The organism is Actinacidiphila oryziradicis, assembly GCF_005047355.1.
In the GTDB taxonomy this organism is placed as follows: domain Bacteria; phylum Actinomycetota; class Actinomycetes; order Streptomycetales; family Streptomycetaceae; genus Actinacidiphila; species Actinacidiphila oryziradicis.
On the sequence record NZ_SUMC01000027.1, the window covers coordinates 109,225 to 132,518 of the forward strand.

At 71.5% G+C, this 23,294-nt stretch carries 14 protein-coding genes and 2 pseudogenes; 9 read left to right on the forward strand and 7 right to left on the reverse strand.

The window, feature by feature from the left end; all coding sequences use genetic code 11:
* Window positions 1-262: 262 nt before the first annotated feature.
* Window positions 263-640 (reverse strand): annotated as a pseudogene (locus FCI23_RS63890) (MFS transporter); the annotation flags it as partial.
* 147 nt (window positions 641-787) lie between these two features.
* On the opposite strand from FCI23_RS63890, the gene FCI23_RS26240 reads away from it, so the two are divergent.
* The 3 genes from FCI23_RS26240 to FCI23_RS26250 all read left to right on the forward strand — a co-directional run bounded on the left by FCI23_RS26240 (window position 788) and on the right by FCI23_RS26250 (window position 9,180).
* Window positions 788-2,308 carry a hypothetical protein gene (locus FCI23_RS26240; RefSeq protein ID WP_211265479.1) on the forward strand — a complete coding sequence of 507 codons (1,521 nt, stop codon included), beginning with the start codon at window positions 788-790 and terminating at the stop codon, window positions 2,306-2,308.
* A gap of 357 nt (window positions 2,309-2,665) precedes the next feature.
* A complete protein-coding gene (locus FCI23_RS26245) occupies window positions 2,666-3,574 on the forward strand; it encodes a hypothetical protein (RefSeq protein WP_246143998.1) in 909 nt (302 codons plus the stop codon).
* A gap of 47 nt (window positions 3,575-3,621) precedes the next feature.
* Window positions 3,622-9,180, forward strand: a complete 5,559-nt coding sequence (locus FCI23_RS26250) for a hypothetical protein (RefSeq protein WP_136726395.1) — start codon at window positions 3,622-3,624, stop codon at window positions 9,178-9,180.
* Here FCI23_RS26250 and FCI23_RS26255 read toward each other — a convergent pair.
* Entirely contained in the window at window positions 9,152-9,640 is a 489-nt protein-coding gene (locus FCI23_RS26255; RefSeq protein ID WP_211265480.1) for a hypothetical protein, read from the reverse strand. The two genes, FCI23_RS26250 and FCI23_RS26255, sit on opposite strands and share 29 nt — an antisense overlap.
* A 316-nt stretch (window positions 9,641-9,956) precedes the next feature.
* On the opposite strand from FCI23_RS26255, the gene FCI23_RS26260 reads away from it, so the two are divergent.
* From FCI23_RS26260 to FCI23_RS26275, 4 genes are all read left to right on the forward strand, one after another.
* Window positions 9,957-12,395 carry a sensor histidine kinase gene (locus FCI23_RS26260; RefSeq protein WP_136726396.1) on the forward strand — a complete coding sequence of 813 codons (2,439 nt, stop codon included), beginning with the start codon at window positions 9,957-9,959 and terminating at the stop codon, window positions 12,393-12,395.
* The gene (locus FCI23_RS26265; RefSeq protein WP_136726397.1) at window positions 12,392-12,814 is read left to right on the forward strand and encodes a roadblock/LC7 domain-containing protein; all 423 of its coding nucleotides are present in this window, start codon (window positions 12,392-12,394) and stop codon (window positions 12,812-12,814) included. Before FCI23_RS26260 ends, FCI23_RS26265 begins: the two co-directional genes overlap by 4 nt.
* Before the next feature lie 9 nt (window positions 12,815-12,823).
* Window positions 12,824-13,216 carry a DUF742 domain-containing protein gene (locus tag FCI23_RS26270; protein ID WP_136726398.1) on the forward strand — a complete coding sequence of 131 codons (393 nt, stop codon included), beginning with the start codon at window positions 12,824-12,826 and terminating at the stop codon, window positions 13,214-13,216.
* Between the two features lie 235 nt (window positions 13,217-13,451).
* Window positions 13,452-14,057 carry a GTP-binding protein gene (locus FCI23_RS26275; RefSeq protein ID WP_136726399.1) on the forward strand — a complete coding sequence of 202 codons (606 nt, stop codon included), beginning with the start codon at window positions 13,452-13,454 and terminating at the stop codon, window positions 14,055-14,057.
* 250 nt (window positions 14,058-14,307) lie between these two features.
* Here FCI23_RS26275 and FCI23_RS26280 read toward each other — a convergent pair whose 3' ends face one another.
* On the reverse strand, window positions 14,308-16,671 hold the full coding sequence (locus FCI23_RS26280; protein ID WP_136726400.1) for a glycoside hydrolase family 31 protein: 2,364 nt from the start codon (window positions 16,669-16,671) through the stop codon (window positions 14,308-14,310).
* 180 nt (window positions 16,672-16,851) lie between these two features.
* Here FCI23_RS26280 and FCI23_RS26285 point away from each other — a divergent pair, with 180 nt between their 5' ends.
* Window positions 16,852-18,858: an acetoacetate--CoA ligase gene (locus FCI23_RS26285; protein ID WP_136726401.1), complete on the forward strand. Its 2,007-nt coding sequence runs from the start codon at window positions 16,852-16,854 to the stop codon at window positions 18,856-18,858.
* 69 nt (window positions 18,859-18,927) lie between these two features.
* Here the strand turns inward: FCI23_RS26285 and FCI23_RS56675 are convergent, their stop codons facing one another.
* Window positions 18,928-19,089, reverse strand: a complete 162-nt coding sequence (locus FCI23_RS56675; protein WP_169316946.1) for a hypothetical protein — start codon at window positions 19,087-19,089, stop codon at window positions 18,928-18,930.
* Window positions 19,086-19,666, reverse strand: a pseudogene (locus FCI23_RS26290) (TetR/AcrR family transcriptional regulator). Before FCI23_RS26290 ends, FCI23_RS56675 begins: the two are co-directional and overlap by 4 nt.
* A 130-nt stretch (window positions 19,667-19,796) precedes the next feature.
* Here FCI23_RS26290 and FCI23_RS26295 point away from each other — a divergent pair.
* Entirely contained in the window at window positions 19,797-20,705 is a 909-nt protein-coding gene (locus FCI23_RS26295) for a hypothetical protein (protein ID WP_136726402.1), read from the forward strand.
* 79 nt (window positions 20,706-20,784) lie between these two features.
* On the opposite strand, the gene ptsP is transcribed toward FCI23_RS26295, so the two are convergent.
* Window positions 20,785-22,455, reverse strand: a complete 1,671-nt coding sequence (gene ptsP / locus FCI23_RS26300; protein ID WP_136726403.1) for a phosphoenolpyruvate--protein phosphotransferase — start codon at window positions 22,453-22,455, stop codon at window positions 20,785-20,787.
* A gap of 41 nt (window positions 22,456-22,496) precedes the next feature.
* Window positions 22,497-22,946: a PTS sugar transporter subunit IIA gene (locus tag FCI23_RS26305; RefSeq protein ID WP_136726404.1), complete on the reverse strand. Its 450-nt coding sequence runs from the start codon at window positions 22,944-22,946 to the stop codon at window positions 22,497-22,499.
* Window positions 22,947-23,294: the final 348 nt, after the last annotated feature.

Genomic DNA, 23,294 nt, shown 5'->3' on the forward strand with positions numbered 1-23,294 from the left:
ACGCTCCCGTTCGCTGGACTCCCGCCATTCCCTCGCCTCGGGGAGCCGTCCGCGCAGATAGATCGCGAGGACGACGGGGACGATGCCGAACCAGAACAGCACCCGCCAGCCGGCGTGCGGCACTATTCACGCGTAGCACTTGGCGGCGAGCACCGCTCCCAAGGGGTAGCCGGACAGCAGGATCCCGCTCGCCTTGTTGCGCCAGCCGTTCGGGCCAGCTCTCCAGCACATAGGTGGCGCTTGCGGCGGACTCCCCGGCCATGCCCAGACCGATGACCATACGGAACGCGAACAGCGACCAGTAGTCCCACGCGAAGCCGCGGAGCGCCGAGCCCAACGCGTACAGGGCGATGCTCAGCCCAATGGCCGGCCGCCGGCCGAAGCGGTCGCCCAGAGCGCCGATCGCCATGCCGCCGAACCAGCGGGAGATGAAAGCGGCCGAGACCAGGGTCGCGGCCGTGACGGTGGAGAGGTGGAACTCCTGCGAGATCACGGTGAGCACCAGGGCGATGAGGACGAAGTCGAAGCCATCCATGGCGTAGCCGAGCCAGGCGGCGAAGAAAGCCTTACGGTCCTGTGCGGTCAACTCCTGGTACCGGCGTCGGGCTTGGGGTCCGGACGGGAGCTGCGGGTGGGGCATGTGCCTCTCCAGGGACGGTGGGATGCGGGATGCCGAGGGTGACGCGCGTAACAGCACGGAACATAGGCCTCGGGTATCGCCCGCACAATTCCCACCGCGTCCGCGCCGTTTCGGCCGTTGTCAGTGCGACCGCCTAATCTGGGCGTCGTGACCATTACCGTCTCCCACCAGCACAGCAGCGGTGTGCGCCTCGCGCCGGGGCCCGCCGCGGACGAGGGCCTGGCCCGTCGGCTGAAGGCACTCGCCTGCACCGCGCCGCTGCACGACCTCGATGTGCGCAAGGCCAATCTGGCAGGCGAGTACTCGGTCTACGCGATGGCGGAGGTGGCTCTCGCCGCCATCGATCTCGTCACCCTCAACATGGACTTCGACACCGGCGCCGACCATGAGCAGATAATCTCCCGTCTGCTCCCGCGTATCGCCGCGCAGACCCCGCGACGGCCCGCGGACGAGCACGAACGGGTCGCCCGCTGGGTGCTGGAGAATCTGATCAATGTCGGCAGCGTGGACCGCGGCTTCCGCGCCGTGTACGGGACCTTCGGCCCGGACGGCGCGTATGTGCGTCGCGACTACGACTTCAAGCTGATCGAGGAGGTCGCCGGACCCGGCGGCAGCATCTATCTGCGCACCACCGATGAGGCGGTCAATGTGCTCGTCGGCGCCCTGGACACCGACGTCACCAGTGCCCAGATCGCCGCCGAGGTCAAACTGGAGGTGCTGATCAACCGCGGGCGGCTCGCCGACGCCCAGCTCGCCGCCGAGCAGGCCCGCTACCGCACGGTGCAGTACGCCGAGACACTGCGCCGCGCCCTGGAGGCCACCCGGCGTAATGTACGCGCCGTGGACTGGCTCCGTACCGTCCCCGACATGATCGCCGAGGCGCTCGACCATGTCGCCGACCGCTATCGGCACGAGAACGCGATCCTTACCAACATCCGCAAAGCCCGCGACGAGTCCGAGGAGCAGGAGCACAAGCGCCGCGCCGCCGAGCTCGTGGACATCGTCAAGGACTGCATCCGCCGCCATACGCAATTGCAGTCCCGGCTGCTCGAAGCCGGCCCGCTCTTCCGCGCCGAACAGGACCGCCAGGCCTTCGCGGCCCCGCCCGGCAGCGCGCTCGTCGGCATGCTCGATCTCTACGGGCAGCTCGTCGCCCCCGTGCTCCCGCTTCCCGTGGAGCGGGCGACGAGCGTCACCGACGCCTTCTTCGCCCGCGGCACCGGACTGCGCACCCCGGTGTCGGTGCGCGTGAGCGACCTGGTCGATGCCCTGCTGACCCCGCCGTTGGAGCGCGAGCACCTGGGGGCGGCGATGCCCGAACCCGATCTGGTCGCCACCCCCGACGACAGCCGCTTCAGCGACGCGCAGCTGGAGTCCGCCATGGAGCTCCTCGACCTGCCGCACGACGCCCCACGCCGGCTCTCCGGCCTGCTCGCCGAAGGCCGCCGCCGTGACCCCGAACTCCCGTACCTGGTCGCCCTGCTGGCTGTGCACGCCGCCAGCCCCCCGGTCGGCACCGCCTACCGGCAGGGTGAACAGCGGCTGCTCTTCGCCGTCGACGACGGCACCGAGCTCGACGATCCCGAGTTCGGCGGCGCCGACCTCATCGTCGGCACCGCCCGACTGGACGCGGCCGGCATGGCCGCCGAGCGCTCGGAGGGAGCGTGATGCGGGGATGGCCGGCGTGACCCTGCCCCGTCCCCCCGCCGGCCCGCGCCTGTCGCAAAACGCATTCCCGGGGGCCTGCTCGCGAACCTTGCGCGCCGGGCGCGGAGCGACGCCTGCTGGAACCCTGGGCGCTCGCGCCCCGCGGGTCCGGCGTGAAGCGGCAGCCTCAGGAGACCCGGGGCGTTGCCCCCGGTTCCCGCGAACGTTGTCCCCGCGGGGCCGGGGACGGGACCGGGCGATCCGTCCGCCGCGACGGCGGGCAACCGGGACGGCGCTGCCCGGCGGCATCCGGCCGACCGCAATCCGGCGGCCCCGCGCCGACAGGCGAACCACCATCCGTACCGAGGAGGCAAACCAGTGAGCGAGTACCGCGAAGCGTCAGATGACGCGGCGCATCCAGCCTCGTACGTCGGAGCGCCCACGGCCGCGCCCACCGGCCCGTCGGCAGTCACGCCCGCTGACGCCACCGACGCCGCGCGTCTCGTCTCCTTCGGCCTCCAGCCGAAACTGCTCCCCGCCCGCGACGCCGAGTACGCCGAACTGATCCGCCGTCACCGCGAGGACCCCCCCTTCGCCCGGCTCACCGACGCTGTCGCGGCCGGGCTCGGCCTCATCGTCCTCGAAGTGTCACCGCGCGCCGGAATGGCCGTCGCCGCCGCCGAGGAGTCCGTCTTCGCCGTCCGCATGGGCGACTACTCGCGTCGCGCCGCCTCCGACTCCAGCGACCGCTTCCTGCACGGCCTGGCCCACCTCGCGACGGCCGCCATGGCGTTCCCCCGCCCCGAGGATCTCGCCGACGACGGATACATCGGCCGGATCACCGTCAACGGCGTCGACGGATTCGTCCGCCAGGCCTGCCGCCGGCTGGAGGAGCGAGCCGACGAGCAGGGCGAGAACACCGACCCGGCCAGCGACGCCCCGGGCCTGGAGGCCGCCTGGCGGGTCTACATCCGGCGCAGCGCCACCGGCGCGACCAAGGACGCCCGCAGACTCGCCGGGTCCACCACCGGCATCATCGGCAAGGCGGTCGCCTTCCTCGTCGACTCCGGCTTCCTGCAGCGCACCGGCGACGACGCGGGCGGCACCTACCGCACCACAGCCCGCTACCAGTTGCAGGTCCGCGACATGGCGGGCAGCGCCGCCATGGCCGAGCTGCTGGAGCTCGGCGTCGTCCCCGTCGCCGACGCCTCCGCGACGCTGCTCGCGCCGGACGGCACCGAGGACCTGGACCTCGTCGCCGACGCGGGCCTTCCCTTCCACTCCTGAACCTCTCCGCTCCTGAACCTCCCGAACCACTACGAGAGTCCGCCGCCATGTACGAGCTGTCCCGGGTCCGTCTCTACTCGATCGGGCCCGCCGGTGCGCGCTACGCCGACACCGTCCTGGACCTGCGCGGGGTCGGCGAACCCGTACCGCAGCCCGCACCCGCCCAGGCCGAGTTCTTCGAGGACGAACCCACCGGCCCGCCACGCCGCCCCGCACCCGCCGGAGTGCTCTTCCTGGAGAACGGCGGCGGCAAGTCCGTCCTGCTCAAGCTGATCTTCTCGGTGATGCTGCCGGGCCACCGCAACACCCTCGGCGGCGCCAGCTCCGGCGTGCTCCGCAAATTCCTGCTGGCCGACGACTGCGGCCATGTCGCCCTGGAATGGCAGCACACCATCACCGGCGAGCTCGTCGTGGTCGGCAAGGTCAGTGAGTGGCGGGGCCGCCAGGTCTCCTCCGATCCGCGCAAGTTCGCCGAGGCCTGGTACTCCTTCCGGCCCGGCCCGGGGCTGAGCCTGGACTCCCTCCCGGTCGCCGAGTCCACCGCCGTACGGCCATCGGCCGAAGGAGCCTCCGGAGCCCGCGGCCGCCGCCGCACGATGAAGGGCTTCCGGGACGCGATCACCGACGCCGGGAAGTACTACCCCCACCTCGACGTGGTGTGGGTGGAGATCCACGACCGCTGGAACGAACACCTCGGCGAACTGGGCCTGGACCCCGAACTCTTCCGCTACCAGCGGGAGATGAACGCGGACGAGGGTGAGGCAGCCGGCCTCTTCGCGGTCAAGAAGGACTCCGACTTCACCGACCTGCTGCTGCGCGCGGTCACCGACACCCGCGACACGGACGGGCTCGCCGATCTCGTGCACGGCTTCGCCGGAAAGCTCGGCCGCCGCGCCGAGCTCACCGCCGAGCGGGACTTCACCGCGGGCTCCCTGGAACTCCTCGAGCGCATCGTGGACACCACCGCCGCCCGTGAACAGGCACGCGGCATCCACACCCAGTCCGAACGCCGCACCCGGGGCCTCGCCCGCAGGCTCTCCGCCCGCGGCCACCAGGAGCGCGGCCGGGCGACAGAGCTTGCCAACACCCTGGCCCACGCCGCCCGAGAGGTCACCGACGCCGAGCAGGCCCGCGGCCGCAGCGCCCAGGTCGCCGCCGAACTCGCCTACCGGCACGCCTCTCTCGCTCTCGCCGCCGCGGGCAAGGGCTCCGCCGGGCTCCGCCGGGAGCTTACCGAGGCTCGAACCCTGCAGTCCGCCTGGCAGGCCGCCGAGACCGTGCTGCGCCACCGCGCGGCCGCCGACCGCCTCTCCCGCGTCACCACCGCCATCCGCGAGGCTGAACGAGACGCCGCCCCGGCACTGGCCGCCCGTACGAAGGCCGCAGGTGATCTCGTACGAGCCCTGCACTCCGCCGCCGACAACGCCGACCAGCAGGCCGACGCCGAAGAAGAGCGCTCCGCCGGGCTCCAGGCCCAGTCGGAAGCCGCGCACCGCGATGCCACCGCCGCCGCCACCGAAGCCCAGCGCGCCCGCAGCGAAACCGGCCACCTTGGCCAGCGCCTCGCCGAGGTCGAGCAGGAAACCGCTGAAGCCGTCCGCGCCGGCTGGCTCGACGACTCCGCCCCCGACGCGGACCCTGCCCGTGCCGCCCTCGAAGCCTCCGACGCCGAAAGGACCGCCACTGCCGCTGTCCACACCGCCCGTGAAGCCGCCCGGCGTGCTGCCGATACCGCCCGTGAGGCCGCCGCCGCCGACAGCCGGGCCGAACTCGCCGCCGCCCGCGCCTCCGATGCCTTGGCCGCCGCGGAAACCGCCCACTCCGCCGAATCCCGCGTGGCCGACGCCCTCGCGGCCGAGCCGCGCCTCGCCGGACTCCTCAGCCTCCCGGCCCCCCCAACATCCCCCTCCGACCCCATCCCGGCCCCCCGAGGCGCCTCCGCCGCGGACCACCCGCGCCGCGCCCGCCTGACGGTACGCATCGGCGACGAGCCCCCCGGCCCCCCGCGGGCCGTCCCCGCCGAGCAGTACCGTCCGGACCGGGTCTCGGCCTCCACCACCGGCGATGCCGCCGCCGGACCGGCGTCTCCGGACGGCGTCGGCATCGCCCCGGACAGCGGCACTCCCGTCCCGGACGACGAGGCCTGCGGCCCTGACGGCTTCGACGGCCCGGCGGCCCCCGCCGCGGCTGACCGGCACGACAGCGAGCGCGCACCTGGCGGGCCGGGCCGGCGTATCCCCCCTCCACCGCAGTCCGGGGTCAAGGCGCTCGCCGACGACGCCGGCGAGGCCCCGCTGCCCGCCCGCCGGCAGCCCGCTCCGCCGGATTCCCCCGCCCCTGCGCAGCCGGCAGAAGCCCGACGGCGCAGCGCGGCGGTAGCGCACTCGGCGCAACCGGCAGGCGCCGGCGCCCCGGACGCAGGCGGCGCCACCGACGCCGTGCGGCGTGGCCCGGTGCCGCCGGACCGGAGCCGATCCGCTCCCCCCGCCGAGATCCCCGGCGGGGGCGCGACCGGCGCAGTCGTCACGTCGCCGGACACCTCCCCTCTTTCGCCGCCGGCCGACGCCGGAGGACGCGGCCGGGCGGTGCCGGACCGCCCTCGGGCGTCCGCAGGCGCAGGCGCCCCTGGTGGGGACACGGCTGACGGGGCGGCGCCGGCGGGCATCGGCCACTCCCCGGAGTCGGAGGATGCCGGAGGAGGTGCCTCGGCGGTACCAAGCTCGCCGCGGGGTCGCGTGACCCCTCCGCAGCAGCCGGTGACTGCTGCGGTGCCACGTGATCCGGCGACTCCCGACGGATCACCGTCCGCCACAGGAACTGCCGGGCGGGCAAGCTACCGACAGCTGCCCGGAGAGAACCGGCAGAAGAGCGCGGGGAGCGTTGGTGGCCCGCTGACGGCGGCGGAGCTCGACGCTTTCGCGGAGCCGTTGCGGGAGTTGCTGGAGGGAGCGGTGGCGTCGGCCGAGCGGCAGCTGTTCGACCTGCGCACCGCCGCGGCCGACGACGCCCGCATCCTGGCCGCGCTCGGCGACGGCGGTCTGCTGCCGCCGGGCCCGGATGTGCTGGCCACCGTGGAGTACTTGGGCGAGCACGGCATCCCGGCGCTGCCCGGATGGCGGTATCTCGCGCAGGCCGTCGACCCGGCGGACCATGCCGCAGTGTTGGCGGCGCGGCCGGAACTGGTGGACGGCGTGGTCGTCACGGACCCGGGGACGCACCGCCGGGCCCGTGAAGTGCTGGCGCAGGCCGCGCTGCTGCCCCGGTCGACCGTGGCCGTGGGCACGGCGGCGGCGCTGCTGGCACCTGCCCCGGCGGCGGGGGCGGAGCCAGAGGTCTTCCTCGTACCGCCGAACCCGGCGATGCACGACGAGCAGGCGGCGGACGGCGAGCGGCAGGGGCTGAGGGCGCGGGCGACCGCGCGGGAGGAGGAGATCCGGGCGCTGGCGGCCCGGCTCGCGCACGACCGGACGCTGGCAGCCCGGCTGGAGTCATGGCGCGCGGGGTGCCCGCAGGGGCGGCTGCGGGAGCTCGCGGAGGCGGTGGAGGCCGCCCGAGAGGCGGCGGGTGCGGCGCGCGAGGAGCTCACCGCGGCCCGTACCGCCCGCGTGGAGGCGGACGATCTGGCCGCTGAGGCCGCCCGGCTACGTGACCAGCGGCAGGAAGCGGCACAGCTGGCCCGCCGGGCCGCTGACGCGCTGGCCGGGCTGGCGTTCCGGCTGCGCGAGCGCGCCAACTGGCAGCGCAGGCTGCGTGAGCTGGCGGAGGACGCGGCGGAGGCCGAGGCCCGGGCCGAGATGTGCCTGGCGCTGGCGAGGGCGGCCGACGAGGACCGCCGTGCCGCGCAGCGCGGCGCGGACGACGCCCGCCGCACTGCCAGGGTGCTGCGGGCCGAGCGGTCCGAGATCGCGGGCGCCCCCGACGGCGCTGCGGACGCCGTGGCCGACCCCGGGGCCGGCTCCCTGCCCGCGCTGCGCGAGGCGTACCGCGCGGCGTCACAGGTGTACGAGAAGGTCGGCGTCGGTGCCGATCTCCGTGCCGAGCAGGCCAGGGCCGAGAGCACGGAGCACTCCGCGCTGGCGGAGCTGGAGCGGCTCACCAACAAGGTGCGTACCCGTGCGGCCCTGCTGCTGGAGGGAACGGATGGTGCCGACGGGCCGTCCCGGCAGGCTGCGGCGGGCCGCGCGGAGCAGCTGGTGCAGACCATCGAGTCCCGGGCCTCGGCTGCCAGCGAGCGGCTCGGCCGGCTGCGCGCCGAAGTCGAGCGCCACGCACCGGCCCACGGTGAAGCCCATACCGAGCTTCCCGACGATCTGTTGCCGCGAGACGCGGAGCACGCCCAGGAGCTGCTGCGCGGCGCCAACGCCGAACTCGCCGTCCGCACCGAAGCGTTGGAGCAGGCCCGCAGCGAGCACGCCGGCCTGGTGCGCGCCCACCACATGGCCGCGGACGCCGCGGGCGGCTTCGACGAAACCGCCGCCCTGCTGCGCGACCTGCTCCGCGACCGCGACCGGCAGCCGGAGGAGGCCGAGCCGGACCCGGAACCGTACTCGGGTTCGCTGGAGGAAGCCCGTACCGCAGCGGCCGAGGCACGCCGCAGCCTGCGCGGCTGCGCCGCGGATCTCTCCTCGGCGGAGACGCGGCTGCGCGAGGCGTCCGACGTCCTCGTACGGCACGCGAACTCCGCGCGCTACGAGCAGGTGAAGACCCCGGCCCGGCAGCAGATCCGCGAGCTGCCGGCCGCCGCGCTGCCCGAGCACGCGGCAGCCTGGGCGGCGGCCTTCGCGCCCCGGCTGCGGGTGCTCACCGACGAGCTGGCCCAGCTGGAGCGCAACCGTGACAGCATCGTGGACCGGCTGCGCGGCCTGGTGGAGTCCTCGCTGACAACGCTGCGCTCCGCCCAGCGGCTCTCCCGTCTTCCGGAGGGGCTCGGGGAGTGGTCGGGGCAGGAGTTCCTGCGGATCCGTTTCGACGACCCGGACCACGCGATGCTCACCGATCGGCTCGGCGAGGTGATCGACGAGGCGACCCGAGCCGCCGTCCGGAAGAATTCCGACCTGCGCCGTGACGGCATGTCACTGCTTCTGCGCGCGGTCGGGGCGGCCCTCCAGCCGAAGGGAATCGCGGTCGAGATCCTCAAGCCTGACGCGGTGCTGCGTGCCGAGCGGGTGCCGGTCGGCCAGATGGGTGATGTGTTCTCCGGTGGCCAGCTGCTCACCGCGGCCATCGCGCTGTACTGCACGATGGCCGCGCTGCGCAGCAATGACCGTGGCCGGGACCGCCACCGGCACGCGGGCACGCTCTTCCTCGACAATCCGATCGGCCGGGCCAACGCCACCTATCTGCTGGAGCTCCAGCGAGCGGTGGCAGACGCCCTGGGCGTCCAGCTGATCTACACGACCGGTCTCTTCGACACGACCGCCCTGGCCGAGTTCCCGCTGGTCGTACGGCTCCGCAATGACGCGGACCTGCGTGCCGGGCTGAAGTACATCAGCGTCGAGGAGCACTTGCGGCCGGGCCTGCCCGCCCAGGACCCGGAGGGCGAGCAGGTGCACGGCGAGATCACCGCCACGCGGATGTTCAAACGCCCCGCGGAGCAGCCGTTGTAGGGCTGCCGGCGGGGGTGGTGGCCTGCCGCGGTGGCCGGGCCCGCGCCGCGGCCCGGGCTGCCCGGTGTTCGCGGCGCTTTTCCCGGCGCAGGGCGCGGGCCGCGCTGCTCGGGCTGGACACTACGCCGTTGCGCTGGTTCCACACCTGACGGGTGACCCAGACGTCCAGCACGGACCACGTGGCGACCACGGTGCTCGCTATCGTGAAGAGCATCGCGGGGGCGGCGACCCAGGACTGGCCTGCCGCCCCGAGTATCGCGATAACCGCCTGAATCATGGTCACCGAGACGATGAGTACGGCACGGACCGCGGCATTGCGCACGGGATCGGGCATCCTCGGTGTGCCGACTGGTTCCTCGGCCCACAACGAGTGGCGTCGGCGCGCTGGAATGTCGCGATCCAGTGCCTGTTCGACCGGATCGCCGCGGTCGGGTGATGACAGACGCTGCTCGGTGTCCATACTGCTCCCCTGCGGGATACGGGTTGTGCGCCTGGACGACTGATGTCCGGCTACAGGGTTGCTGCCCGGTTTCACCGGATGCATTCCGGTCGGGGCTCCCTGAAGATGCACGATCGGAAGTGGCCAAAGGTTCCCGGTGGCATGGCATTCCGGCCAGAACCGCTGGTGGAACGCCCTGTCAGAAATGGGACTTATCTGACGTGCTTCCCCCAAACGCCGGACACCCTTTCGGGTTACGCGGGTTCCAGTAGTAGGCTCGCGCCGTTTGTTGGATCAAACACGACCGCCCTTGACCGGGTTTGACCTTGGGGAGGCCATGCGCTTTCGCGGAACAACGATCCGGCGGAAGATCGTGGCGCTGTTGCTCATTCCGCTGGTGTCTCTCACAGCGGTCTGGGCCTACGCGGCGACAGTCACCGGCCAGGAAGTCTGGCAGCTGGTCCAGGCGGAACGGGCCATCACCCTTGTGGGCCATCCTGTCGAGGATTCCATCCACGCCATCCAGCAGGAGCGCCGTGCCGCCCTGCTCTTCCTGTCCGACCCGAGCCGCTCGGATGCCAGGACCAACCTGCACCAGCTGCAGAAAATCACGGACAAGGACCTCAAGCAGCTCCGCACCAACGCCTCTTCCTCGGACAACCGCAGCACCATGACCGACGACAGCCTCCGTCGGCTCGACCTGCTCCTCGCGGAATTCGACGGTCTGGACGCTCTGCGCCGCACTGTCGACGACGACGGCATCAGCCGCAGCGTCGCCTACGACTCGTACAACTCGATGGTCGACCCGGGTTATGACTTCCTGGACTCGCTCAATCGGCTCGACGACTCGCAGATCGACAAGCAGAGCCGTGCCCTGATCGCGGTCTCCCGGGGCCGGGAGGCGATCAGCCGCGAGGACTCCCTGATGACCGGGGCCATCGTCTCCGGTCATATGAGCGACTCCGAGATGCTCTCCTTCACGTTCGCCGTCGCCGAACAGCGTGCGTACTACCAGGACAGCCTCAAGCTCGTCACCCCCGATGAGCGTGCCCTCTACGACGCTTTCTGGGTCAGCGACGACGGCCGCGCACTGCGCAGCGCGGAGAACGACCTCATCGCCAGCGGCGCCACCGGGTCGCCCCGGGTCGCCGACGGAGCCCACTGGCAGACCACGGTGACCGGGGGCCTGAACGACCTCCTCCAGCTCGACAACAAAGCCGCTGATCTGCACGACAAGCAGGACCGTTCCTACGACATCAGGGTGCTGAGCACCGCCGGCGCGGTGGGGGGCCTCGGCCTGCTCGCGGTCATCGCCACCCTGGTCATCTCGGTACGCATCGGCCGCAGTCTCATCCGGGACCTGTCCCGGCTCCGTACCGAGGCCCAGGAGGTCTCCGGCACCCGGCTGCCCCGGGTCATGCGCCGCCTCGCGGCCGGCGAGGAAGTGGACGTCGAGACCGAGGCGCCCCGCCTCGACTACTCGGGGGACGAGGTCGGCCAGGTCGGCCAGGCCCTCAACACCCTGCAACGGGCTGCCGTCGAGGCTGCCGTCCGTCAGGCCCGGATGCGCCGCGGCGTCTCCGAGGTGTTCGTCAACCTCGCACGCCGCAGCCAGGTCCTGCTGCACCGTCAGCTGACCCTCCTCGACGACATGGAGCGGCGCACCGAGGAGCCCCAGGAGCTCGCCGACCTCTTCCGGCTCGACCACATGACCACCCGCATGCGGCGGCACGCCGAGGGACTGGTCATCCTCTCCGGAGCCGTGCCCTCACGGCAGTGGCGCAATCCGGTCCAGCTCATGGACGTAGTGCGCGCGGCGGTTGCCGAGGTCGAGGACTACGAGCGGGTCGAGGTCCGCCGGTTGGCGCGGGTCGCGGTGGCCGGGCCGGCCGTCGCGGACGTCACCCACCTGGTCGCCGAACTCATCGAGAACGCGACCGTCTTCTCACCCCCGCACACCATGGTGCAGGTGCACGGCGAGACGGTCGCCAACGGCTTCGCTCTGGAGATCGACGACCGCGGCCTCGGGCTCACCCCCGACGCCATGCTCGAAGCCAATCTCCGGCTCGCGGAGACCCCCGAGTTCGAGCTCTCCGACACTGACCGGCTCGGCCTCTTCGTGGTCAGCCGGCTCGCCCAGCGGCAGGGCGTACGGGTCTCCCTGAAGCCCTCCCCGTACGGCGGCACCACCGCCGTCGTCCTCATCCCGTCCAACTTGCTCACCGACGGCGCCGACGACAGCAGCGGACCGCGCACCGGCGAATTCGAGCTCGACGGACTCGTCGAGGATCCGCCCGGCTCCGAGCACAGCTTCCGTCAGTGGGGGCTGGCCCCGGGCCATGGCGAGGAGCCGCGAGAGCACCGCCCGTTCCCGGCGGAACCCGTGACCGCCGCGGCTGCCGCTGCTGACGCCCCCGACGCCCTGCCGCGCCGCCGCCGTGCCCCGGAGCTCGTCGCCGACAACGGCCGCCAGGTAACCGGCCAGCAGCGGACGCCCTCGTCCACCGGAGGACTGCCACGCCGGGTCCGTCAGGCGAGCCTGGCGCCACAGCTTCGCGCGGACACCCCGACCGGCGAGACCGCACGGCCGGGAGCGCCCACCGGGGCGGTGCCGATGCGCGAACGCTCGCCCGACGAGGTACGGGCCCGGATGGCCTCGCTGCAGCGCGGCTGGGAGCGCGGGCGGACCACCGGGGATGGGGATACAGACGACGCCCACCAGGCAGAATTGGGCGAAAGCGCATCGAGAACGACCACGGAGGGGAACGGTCCATGACCGCACCATCGAGCCCGACACGCGAGCTGAGCTGGCTCCTTGACGATCTGGTCACCCGCGTGGCCAGCATCCGCAAGGCCCTCGTGCTCTCGGGCGACGGACTCGCGACCGGAGCATCGGACGGCCTGACCCGCGAGGACGCCGAGCACCTGGCCGCAGTGGCCTCCGGCTTCCACAGCCTCGCCAAGGGCGTCGGCCGGCACTTCGAGGCCGGCCAGGTCCGGCAGACCATGGTCGAGTTGGACGACGCCTTCCTGTTCGTCACCGCGGCCGGTGACGGCAGCTGCCTCGCCGTGCTCAGCGACGCCGACTCCGACGTCGGGCAGGTGGCCTACGAGATGGCACTGCTGGTCAAGCGGGTCGGGGTGCACCTCGCCACAGCTCCCCGGACCGATGGCGGCACCGCCAAAGTCGGCTGACGGGGTGCCATGAGTTCAGAAGCGGACCGCTGGTACGACGACGCGGCCGGGCCGGTGGTGCGGCCGTATGCGATGACGCGCGGCCGCACCAGCCACGCCGCCGAGGGCAGGCTCGATCTGATCGCTCTGGTGATCGCCGAGTCCCGCTCGGAAGACGCCGAGGCACACGCCGACCGCACTCTCTCGCCCGAGCACCTCGACATCGTCGGGTACTGCCGGGTCCAACCGATGTCCATCGCGGAACTCGCCGCCGACCTCGATCTGCCCGTCGGTGTCGTACGTGTGCTCGTGGGTGACCTCCTGGATGCCGAACTGGTCCATGTCAGCAGGCCTGTACCGCCGGCGGAACTGCCGGACGCGGGCATCCTCCGTGAGGTGATCAGCCGTCTCCGGGCGCTGTGACCGACGGCCGTGACCGGGGCTCACCCGCTCCGCCGACGGCGTTGGCACCGGCGGTCCGGAAGCGGACACCCGCATCTCATCTCCGCCCAGCCGTAAGCCCGTTGAGCCCATGCCCTGGGCAAATGCTGTCGTGACCGTGTAGTACTGTTCTTTTCCTGAGGCTGACCGTCTGCTGACCCCCGAGGACCAAGGATGTCTCTGACCTGCATAAACGGTGAATCGGGAGAAGAGACCAATGGTCTTCGGACGCTCTGACCGCCGAGGATCCTTCGTCGAGCCGGTCGCGCTGAAACTCCTGGTCGCCGGCGGTTTCGGGGTGGGCAAGACCACCCTGGTCGGCGCAGTGAGCGAGATCCGGCCGCTGCGCACCGAGGAGACGCTCAGCGAGGCGGGCCGGCCGGTGGACGACATCGATGGTGTGGAGGCCAAGACCACCACCACCGTCGCCATGGACTTCGGCCGCATCACCCTCCGTGAGGACCTGGTCCTTTACCTCTTCGGCACGCCCGGCCAGGACCGTTTCTGGTTCCTGTGGGACGAGTTGGCCCAGGGGGCGCTCGGTGCGGTCGTTCTGGCCGACACGCGCCGGCTGGAGGACTGCTTCGCCGCCGTCGACTACTTCGAGCGGCGCGGCATCCCCTTCACCGTCGCCGTCAACTGCTTCGAGGGCGCCGACCGCCACCCGACCGATACCGTCCGCGACGCGCTCGATCTCGACCCGCACGTACCTGTGGTGCTCTGTGACGCCCGCGATCGCGAATCGGCCAAGGAAGTCCTGATCACCGTCGTCGAGAACGCGGCCAAGGTGGCGGCCGAACACAGCCGGGTCGCCACCACGTAGCCTCGCCCGTCGCCCCGGTACCACCGATCGAGGGAACCGGCCAGGTGGAAGAACCAGAAGTGGCGGCTCCGCGTCACAGTGGGAAGGACCGGTGATCCGGAGCCCACGGGGGTGGTTCCGGTCGCCGGTCCGGTACATACAGCCCGCTGAGCGGCGGAGGAGGGCACAGGCGGCTCACCCGGGACGTAAGGATGGGTCGGCCGCGCCGGGAGTCTCATGATCGTGAGACCCGCCGGCGGGCTCGCGGCCCCTACACCACCCCCCGCACCCGTACGGGATAGCCGACCTTCTGGGAACCTTCCCGCTCCACCACGACCTCCCCGTCCTCCACCCGTGTCGTGAACCGCTCGACCCGCGGCTCCGCCCATCCGTCCCCCTCGTCCGTGACCAGTAGCCCGCCACCGGTCCGGCCCGTGGCAGGCGCCCACACCTCCAGCTCGGTCCCGCCGCCCGCACCGGCCACCGGAAGCACCGCCCCCGCCCGCGCCAGCACCGGGATCCGGCCCAGCGGCGCGTCGAGCAGCACCTGGCCCGGACCCAGGTGCGCCTTGCCGGTGGAGGTGTCGTACCACCGGCCGCGCGGAAGCCGCAGGCTACGCAGGTTCGACCCCTGCTCCAGCACCGGAGCCACCAACAGCGCATCACCCACCTGGAAGGCGTCTTCACAGCCGCGCAGCTTCCGGTCCCCGGGATGGTTCCACCACAAAGGCCGCACATATGGGGCGCCCGTACGGCGTGCCATATGTGCCAGCGTGTACAGATACGGCAGGAGCCGCTCCCGCTCCCGCAGCGCGGCCCCGGCGTGCTCCAGCACCTCGGGTCCGAACTCCCAGGGCTCGCGCCGTCCGGCCGTGATCGACGAATGCGTACGGAAGAACGGGAAGTACGCCGCCATCTGGAACCACCGCAGATACAGCTCGGCGGACGGCTCACCGTCGAAGCCGCCGACATCCGGACCGGAGTACGGCACCCCGCACAGCCCCAGTCCGAGCACCAGGGACAGCGAGGCGCGCAATCCGGGCCAGCCCGACGACACATCGCCCGACCAGGTGCCGCCGTACCGCTGCATGCCCGCCCAGCCCGAGCGGGAGAAGAGGAACGGCCGGACATCCGGGCGCAGTTCGCGCAGCCCTTCGTAGCCCGCCCGTGCCATCGACAGCGCATACACATTGTGGGCCTCACGGTGGTCCCCGCCGCGCCCCTCCAGAGAGTGCCGGGCCGAGCGGGGGAGTGTTGTCTCGCCGAACGGGGTGAAGGACACGGGTTCGTTCATGTCGTGCCAGACCCCGGAGAAACCCTGCGCCAACCGCTCCGCGTAGAACCCGCCCCACCACTTGCGCACCCGCGGTTCGGTGAAGTCCGGGTAGACCGCCTCACCCGGCCAGACCACCCCCTGCACCTTCCGGCCGCGTGCGTCCCGTACGAAGGCATCCGCGGCGGTACCGCTGTCATAGACAGGGTCGCCCGGCTCCTCCTTCACCGCGGGGTCGATGATCGACACCAGCCGCACCCCGTCCTGGCCCAACTCCCGGGCGAGCCCCGGCAGATCCGGGAAGCGCTCCTTGTCCACGCTGAACACCCGGTGGCCGTCGAGGTGGTCGATGTCCAGATGCAGCGCGGACAGCGGCAGGCCCCGGTCGCGGTACCCGGCCGCCACCCGCCGCACCTCGTCGGCGGTACCGAAGCCCCATCGCGAGTGCTGGTAGCCCAGCGCCCAGCGCGGCGGCAGCGCGGGCCGCCCGGTCAGCGCCGTCCAGCCGGCCAGGATCCGCGCCGGGGTGCCGGTGAGCACCCAGTAGCGCAGCGGCCCGCCGTCCACCCGCAGTTCGCAGCCGCCCGGCCGGTCGTGCCCGGACCCGGCACCCTCCTCGCCATCGCGCAAGGCCACCCGGCCGTCCCACGGGTTGTCGTGGAAGACCAGATGGCTCCCTGCGTCCGCAACCACCAGCTGTACCGGCATCGTGATGTACAGCGGGTCGTCGTCCGGACCGAACGCCTCGCCCGGATCGGTGTTCCACAGCCGGTAGACGCCCTCCCGCAGCAACGGCCCCGACGCGCGCCCACCGAGACCGAACACCGCACCATCCGCGGCCGTCTCCGACCGCTGCACCCAGCGCGAGCCACCCGCCGGCGAGCCACCCTCCGCCCGGTCGGTCTCCAGGGGGTCCCACCAGCGCGGGGGCAGATCACGCCGCAGCAGCAGCCCGCCCGGCGTACGGAACTCCACCGCCCCGTGCCTCGACACCAGCACCGTGACCCGCTCCGAGACCACCCGCCAGCCGTCCTTGTCCGGCTCGATGACCGCCCGGCCATCCGCCTCGGGGCAGCCGGCGAGTGCGTACGAGGGCTCAGGCCCGGCACCGCCCCAACCGCAGAACACCGCCCCGCCCACCGCCACCCGCACCCGCAGGTCCGACCGGGCGAAACGCACCACACCGCCGCCGGGCAGCGGCTCAGTGCCCTGCGCCGAGCCGGGCACCCGCGCCCGCTCCGCGCGCTGCCGCGGCAGGCCCCGGGAGTCCGTACGGTGCCGCCGCCAGCCCGCGCGGACGGATCTCAGCCCGTTCGCCGACCCGACCGCCCGCAGCGACCGCACCAGGTCCTGACCATCCATAGCCCCTACCTTCCACCGTTCCCACCGTCGCAACCGATCCGGCGCGGCTCAACACCGGTTCCCCCACTGGCCCGCGCGGAGCGCTCTGGCGCCCCGGACGATCACGTGGCATCGTCCTGCCCAGGCCGCACCCGGCCTATCCGCGCCCACGCCATTCCGTGTCCGTCCGGGAGCCGCCCCGTGAACAACCCAGCCGAGCCCGCTGCCACCCCGGAGCCCCTCTGGCGGCCCGGCCCCGACCGTACCGCCCGCGCCCAGGTCACCCGCTTCCAGGCCTGGGCAGCCGGTCACCACGGCGCCCCGGCCGGTGACCCCTCCGACCCCGTCGCGAGCTACCACGCGCTCCAGGCGTGGTCCGTGCGTGAGCCCGAGGCCTTTTGGCAGGCCGTCGCCGCATGGTTCGACGTGCGCTTCTCAGCCCCGTACGAGAGCGTGCTGGCCGACCCCGCCATGCCCGGCGCGCGCTGGTTCCCCGGCGCCACCCTCAACTACGCCGAGCATGCCCTGCGCTCCGCCCGGGACCCCGCCCGCGCCGACAAGCCCGCCCTGCTCCACCTCGATGAGCGCCCGACGCTCGGGCAGATCAGCTGGGCCGAGCTGAGCCGCCAGGTCGCCTCGCTCGCCGATGAACTGCGCAGCCTCGGTGTGACCCCGGGCGACCGCGTCAGCGGCTACCTGCCCAACATCCCGCATGCCGTCATCGCACTGCTCGCCACTGCCGCCGTCGGCGCTGTGTGGACCTCCTGCGCCCCCGACTTCGGCGCCCGCGGCGTCCTGGACCGCTTCCAGCAGGTCGAGCCGGTCGTGCTGTTCGCCGTCGACGGCTACCGCTACGCAGGCAAGGTGCACGACCGCGTTTCCGCCGTTGCCGAACTCCGCGCCGGACTTCCCTCACTCCGCGCCGTGGTGCACATCCCGCTGCTCGGCACGGAGGCTCCGGAAGGCGCCCTGGAGTGGACGGATCTCATCTCCGGCTCCCCGGAGCCCTCCTACGAGCAGGTCCCCTTCGACCACCCCCTGTGGGTGCTCTACTCCTCCGGAACCACCGGCCTGCCCAAGGCCATCGTCCACTCGCAGGGCGGCATCCTGCTGGAACACCTCAAGCAGACCGGCCTGCATATGGACCTGGGCCCGGACGACCGTTTCTTCTGGTACACCTCCACCGGCTGGATGATGTGGAACTTCCTGACGTCGGGCCTGCTGGCCGGCTCCACCGTCGTCCTCTACGACGGCAGCCCCGGCTACCCCGACACCGGTGCCCAGTGGCGCGTCGTCGAACAGACCGGCGCCACCGTCTTCGGCACCTCGGCCGCGTACGTCATCGCCTGCCGTAAAGCCGGTGTCCGCCCCGCCCGCGACTACGACCTGTCGGCCGTCAGCTGCGTCGCCTCCACCGGCTCCCCCTTGCCCCCCGACGGCTTCCGCTGGCTCCATGACGAGGTCAAGGAGGACCTCTGGATCGCCTCCGTCAGCGGTGGCACCGACGTCTGCAGCTGCTTCGCGGGCGGCGTCCCCACCCTCCCCGTCTACGTCGGCGAGCTCCAGGCCCCCTGCCTCGGCACCGCCCTGCAGGCCTGGGACCCGTACGGCAAGTCCGTCACCGACGAGGTCGGCGAGCTGGTCGTCACCAGTCCCATGCCCTCCATGCCCATCCGTTTCTGGAACGACCCCGACGGCGCCCGATACCGTGAGAGCTACTTCGAGATGTTCCCGGGTGTCTGGCGGCACGGCGACTGGATCACCCTCACTTCCCGGGGCACAGTGATCATCCACGGCCGCTCCGACTCGACCCTCAACCGCCAGGGCGTCCGAATGGGTTCCGCCGACATCTACGAAGTGGTGGAGCGGCTCCCCGAGATCAGCGAATCCCTCGTCGTCGGTGTCGAGGAGCCGGACGGCGGCTACTGGATGCCGCTCTTCGTCGTCCTCGCCGAGGGCGCCACACTCGACGACGCCCTCCGCGACAAGGTCAAGCACGCCATCCGCCAACAGCTCTCTCCGCGCCATGTCCCCGACGAACTCATTCCGGTTCCCGGCGTCCCCCACACCCTCACCGGCAAGCGCATCGAGGTACCGGTCAAGAAGCTTCTCCAGGGCACCCCGCTGGACAGGGCCGTCAACCTCGGTTCCGTCGACAATCCCGGCCTGTTGCACTTCTACGAGGAGCTCGCCCGCCGGCGCCGCTGACCTCCGGACGTGGCCGGGGGCGGCACTCATTGGGCTCGGCCGGACAAGGACAAGGCCTAGCACGGTCTCTCAGCCCGCCTGGTCCAACTCGGCCACCGGGTCGCCGTGAGCGGGGATGATCTCCGCCGTGTACGGCACCTGCGCCGTCACCGGCCCGGTGACGGTGTGATCCTCGGTGCGAATGATGACTGGTTGTCCGATATTCACCCGCTCTGATAAAAGATCGGTCATTCCAGAATTCTGAGCGCCTGTTCAACGGCGTCGCGGACCCGCCCGGCTCGGGACGCGTCCGTCCCAGCACCCGCAATCCCTGGATCACCACCAGTAGGAAGCGGGCCAGCGCCACCGGATCCCGTTCACCGCCCAGCTCGCCCTGCGCCTGAGCCCGCATCAGCGCCGAGGTCAGTCCGGTCTCCAGGCTCGCCCAACCGGCCTCGACCCGCCTGGCCGCGCGGGGATCGATCGGGCCGAGCTCCACCGCCGTGTTGACCGCGAAGCAGCCCCGCCGTACCTCGTTCGCCAGCACCTCGGCCGCACACCGCTCGACGAGCTCCCGCACCGCCGCGAGCGCCGGTCCCGGCCGGGAGAGCAGCCGCAGCTGCTCCATGGCGACCCGCTCCCGATACCGGTCCAAAGCCCTCAGATACAGGTCGCGCTTGCTACCGAACGTTCCGTAGATACTGGCCCTCGCGACCCCCACGTGCTCCACCAGGTCGGCCATCGAAGTCGCCTCGTATCCATGCCTCCAGAACAGCTCAAGCGCCGCGTCCAGGGCCGCGTCGGGGTCGAACTCCTTGATCCGTGCCATGCCATGACGTTACAGCTATCCAGAACGAACGATCACGAAAAAAACAGCCGGATCCAGGCTATCGTCACACAGCGTTGTCAGACCCCGCCATTACGGTGAGCAACACTGGCCGTCGCACTGAGGGGGAGTCATGGCGCACACGAAGAACACCAAGCACAGCAAGAACACCCACCGGACGGGGCGGCGGCGCAGCCTGCGCCGCGAAGTACCGAGCACCGTCGCACTCATCACCGACCCGCAGGATTTCGCGGCCATGCGTGGCTACCGCAGTTTCACCTTTGACAACCACACGCACTATCTCCAGCAGATGGAGGCGCTGCTGCGCTCCCTCGCCTCCCAGGGCATCCACGTCTCGGTGGCCCTCTTCGACGCCGAGGAGTACACCGCCTACTGCACCGAGACGGGCCAGAACCCCGACACCCCCACCAGCCGCACCCGCTACACCGCCGAGGTCGCCTCCGGCGGACCCACCATCCCGTACACCGGGCAACCTCTGGAACACCTCATCACCCAGCTAGAGTTCAAAACCGACCGGCAGTCCGCCTGGGAGTACGCCACCAGCCTGCTCTCCCGCACCGGAGACTGCGCCGACTGCGGCCAGGACATCGCCCGGTCCTCCTTCGACCGGGCCTCCCAGGCTCTGCGAAGGCTCATCGAAGCCGCCGGACCCGGCAGCCACCACATCGTGTGCAGCGTGCCGGCCGACAGCGCACCTCTCCTCGCAGCACTCCACGCCCGCTGCGACGAAGACGCGATGGTCCACCTCGACGAGGCCGAAGCACTCATCTTCTGCACCGTCCTCGCGGTGGGCATCGCGACTGACAGCTCCGGCGGCGTCGTCATGCGGACCAGCACCCCCGACGGCGGCACAGCCCAGGTCCGCGGCTGGTCCCTGCACGACGGCTGGCTGCACCCGCTCACCGAGGCCGAGGTCTTCAACGCCTACTGCACCGACGCTGAGACCGGCGACCCCGTTCCTCCGGAGCCGGGAGTCGTCCACTGCCCCGGCACCCCGCTCCCGCCACCCACTGACGACTGACCGGCCACTGCGCGGAAGGGCGCCCCGCCACCACAGCGGGACGCCCTTCCCAAAACCCCGAGAGAGATCCGTTCGTCTGTTACTCGCCGGACAACACCGCCTGCGCCGCGCGCCGCGCGTCGTCCGCCGTGTCGGTCGCCCGTGCTGCGGCCGCGGCGCGCTCGCACTGCGCGAGTGTGTGCTTGGCCAGCGTCGCCCGCACATAGGGAATCGACGCCGCCCCCATCGACAGGCTGGTAACCCCGAGACCTGTCAGTACACAGGCCAGCAGCGGGTCCGAAGCAGCCTCCCCGCACACGCCACAGCTCTTGCCCTCAGCCCTCGCCGCCTCCGCGGACGTCGCGACCAGGTCGAGCAGCGCGGGCTGCCATGGGTCCTGCAGCCGCGAAACCGCACCCACCTGCCGGTCGGCCGCGAAGGTGTACTGCGCCAGGTCATTGGTGCCCAACGAAAGGAACTCGACCTCCTGGAGGATGGAACGCGCCCGGAGAGCCGCCGACGGGATTTCCACCATCGCCCCGAATTTCGCCCGCAACCCGGCCTCGCGGCACGCATCGGCGAACGCTTTGGCGTCAATGCGGTCTGCCACCATCGGCGCCATGACCTCGAGGTACACCGGCAGTCCCTCGGCTGCGGTCGCCAGCGCCCGCAGCTGTGTCCGCAGCACGTCAGGGTGCTCCAACAGGATCCGCAGCCCCCGCACGCCCAACGCCGGGTTCGGCTCGTCCGCCGGAGTCAGGAAGTCCAGCGGCTTGTCCGCACCCGCGTCCAGCACCCGCACGACCACCCGGCCCTCGGGAAACGCCTCCAGCACCTGCCGGTACGCCGCTACCTGCTTCTCTTCCGTCGGAGCCTTCTCGGAACTGTCGAGGAAGAGGAATTCCGTACGGAACAGGCCGACGCCCTCGGCGCCGGCTTCGAGCGCCGCCGGCAGATCCGCCGGACCCCCCACATTGGCCAGCAGCGGCACCTTGTGCCCGTCCGACGTCGCACCGGGACCGGCGGATGCGGCGAGCGCGGACGCACGCACCGCGGCAGCCTCGGTCAGCTCGGCCCGCTTCTCCGGGCTCGGGTCGATGAAGATGTCACCGGTGCTGCCGTCCACCGCGATCACGGTGCCCTCCGCGATCTCGGTCGCACCCGGCAGCGCCACAACAGCGGGCACACCGAGAGCCCGCGCCAGGATTGCGCTGTGACTCGTCGGCCCGCCCTCCTCGGTCACAAAACCCAGGACCAGCGTCGGGTCCAGCAGCGCCGTATCCGCCGGCGCGAGGTCCCGTGCGATCAGCACATACGGCTCTTCGCTGTCTGGCACACCCGGCATCGGCACGCCAAGGAGCCGGGCCACGATCCGGTTCCTGACGTCGTCCAGGTCAGCGACGCGTCCGGCCAGATACTCCCCGGCATTGGCCAGCAGCGCCCGGTAAGCCGCGAAGGCGTCGTACACGGCACGCTCGGCGGAACTGCCGACCGCGATCCGACGATCGACGTCTGCGATCAGTTCCGGGTCCTGCGCCATCATGGCCTGGGCCTCAAGCACGGCCTGCGCTTCGCCGCCCGCCAGATTGCCCCGCGCGATGAGATCGTTGGCCACGGCCTCAACCGCCTGCCGGGCGCGTCCCTGCTCCCGCGGTGCCTCATCTGCCGGGATCTGTTTGGCCGGCGGTTCCAGAACCGCAGTGCCCATGTGCCGTACTTCGCCGATCGCCACACCGTGGCTCACACCGACGCCTCGCAGCGTTGTCTCCATCTCAGCCTTCTCCGGTCACTTCGTTGTCTCTAGCCGCGAGGCTACTTCCAAAGGAAAAGCTGGGCTCCGGCCTCGACGTCGCCGTCCTCGACCAGCCCGCCCAACGCCTCCGTCGTGGCTTCCAGCGCCACAACCGGGCATATCGGCGACTTACCTGCCGCCTCCACCGCAGCCGGATCCCACCGCACGATCGGTTGTCCACGCCGCACGGTGTCCCCCTTGCACACCAGCAGTTCAAATCCCTGTCCGTTGAGCTGCACCGTGTCGATGCCCAAGTGCGTCAGTACCCCGCGGCCCTTGTCGTCCACTACGACGAACGCGTGCGGATGCAGCGAAACGATCACTCCATCGAACGGCGATACCGCCGCAGTGGCCTCCCGTACCGGGTCGACGGCAGTCCCTGGTCCCACCATCGCACCGGAGAACACGGGGTCCGGCACGGCAGCCAGTCCGACGGCCCTGCCCGCCACGGGTGACGTCACGGTGGTCATACAAAGCCTCTCAGCAGCGCAGAATCGGGCGAGAGCAGCCTAACCCGGCATCCTCGATTTGCTTGGGCCCCGTCCGTCCAGTAGGTTGGTACGACCCCTTGGACGAGAGCTGCGGAAACGTGCGCCCTCGAACAGCTTGGTGGTGAATCCGACCGGAAAGCATCTGCTAAAGTCGGGGAGCGCGAAGGCCGAAAGGCAGAAACGCTAATAAGAATGAAAGCAGGAATCCCGCCAGCGGGAATCGGGCCTGAAAGGGTCTGGTAGGCTGGGAAACACGAAGGGAAAGCCCGGAGGGGCCGGTGAGACGGTCTCGAAGGAAGCTTCCGTTCCTTGAGAACTCAACAGCGT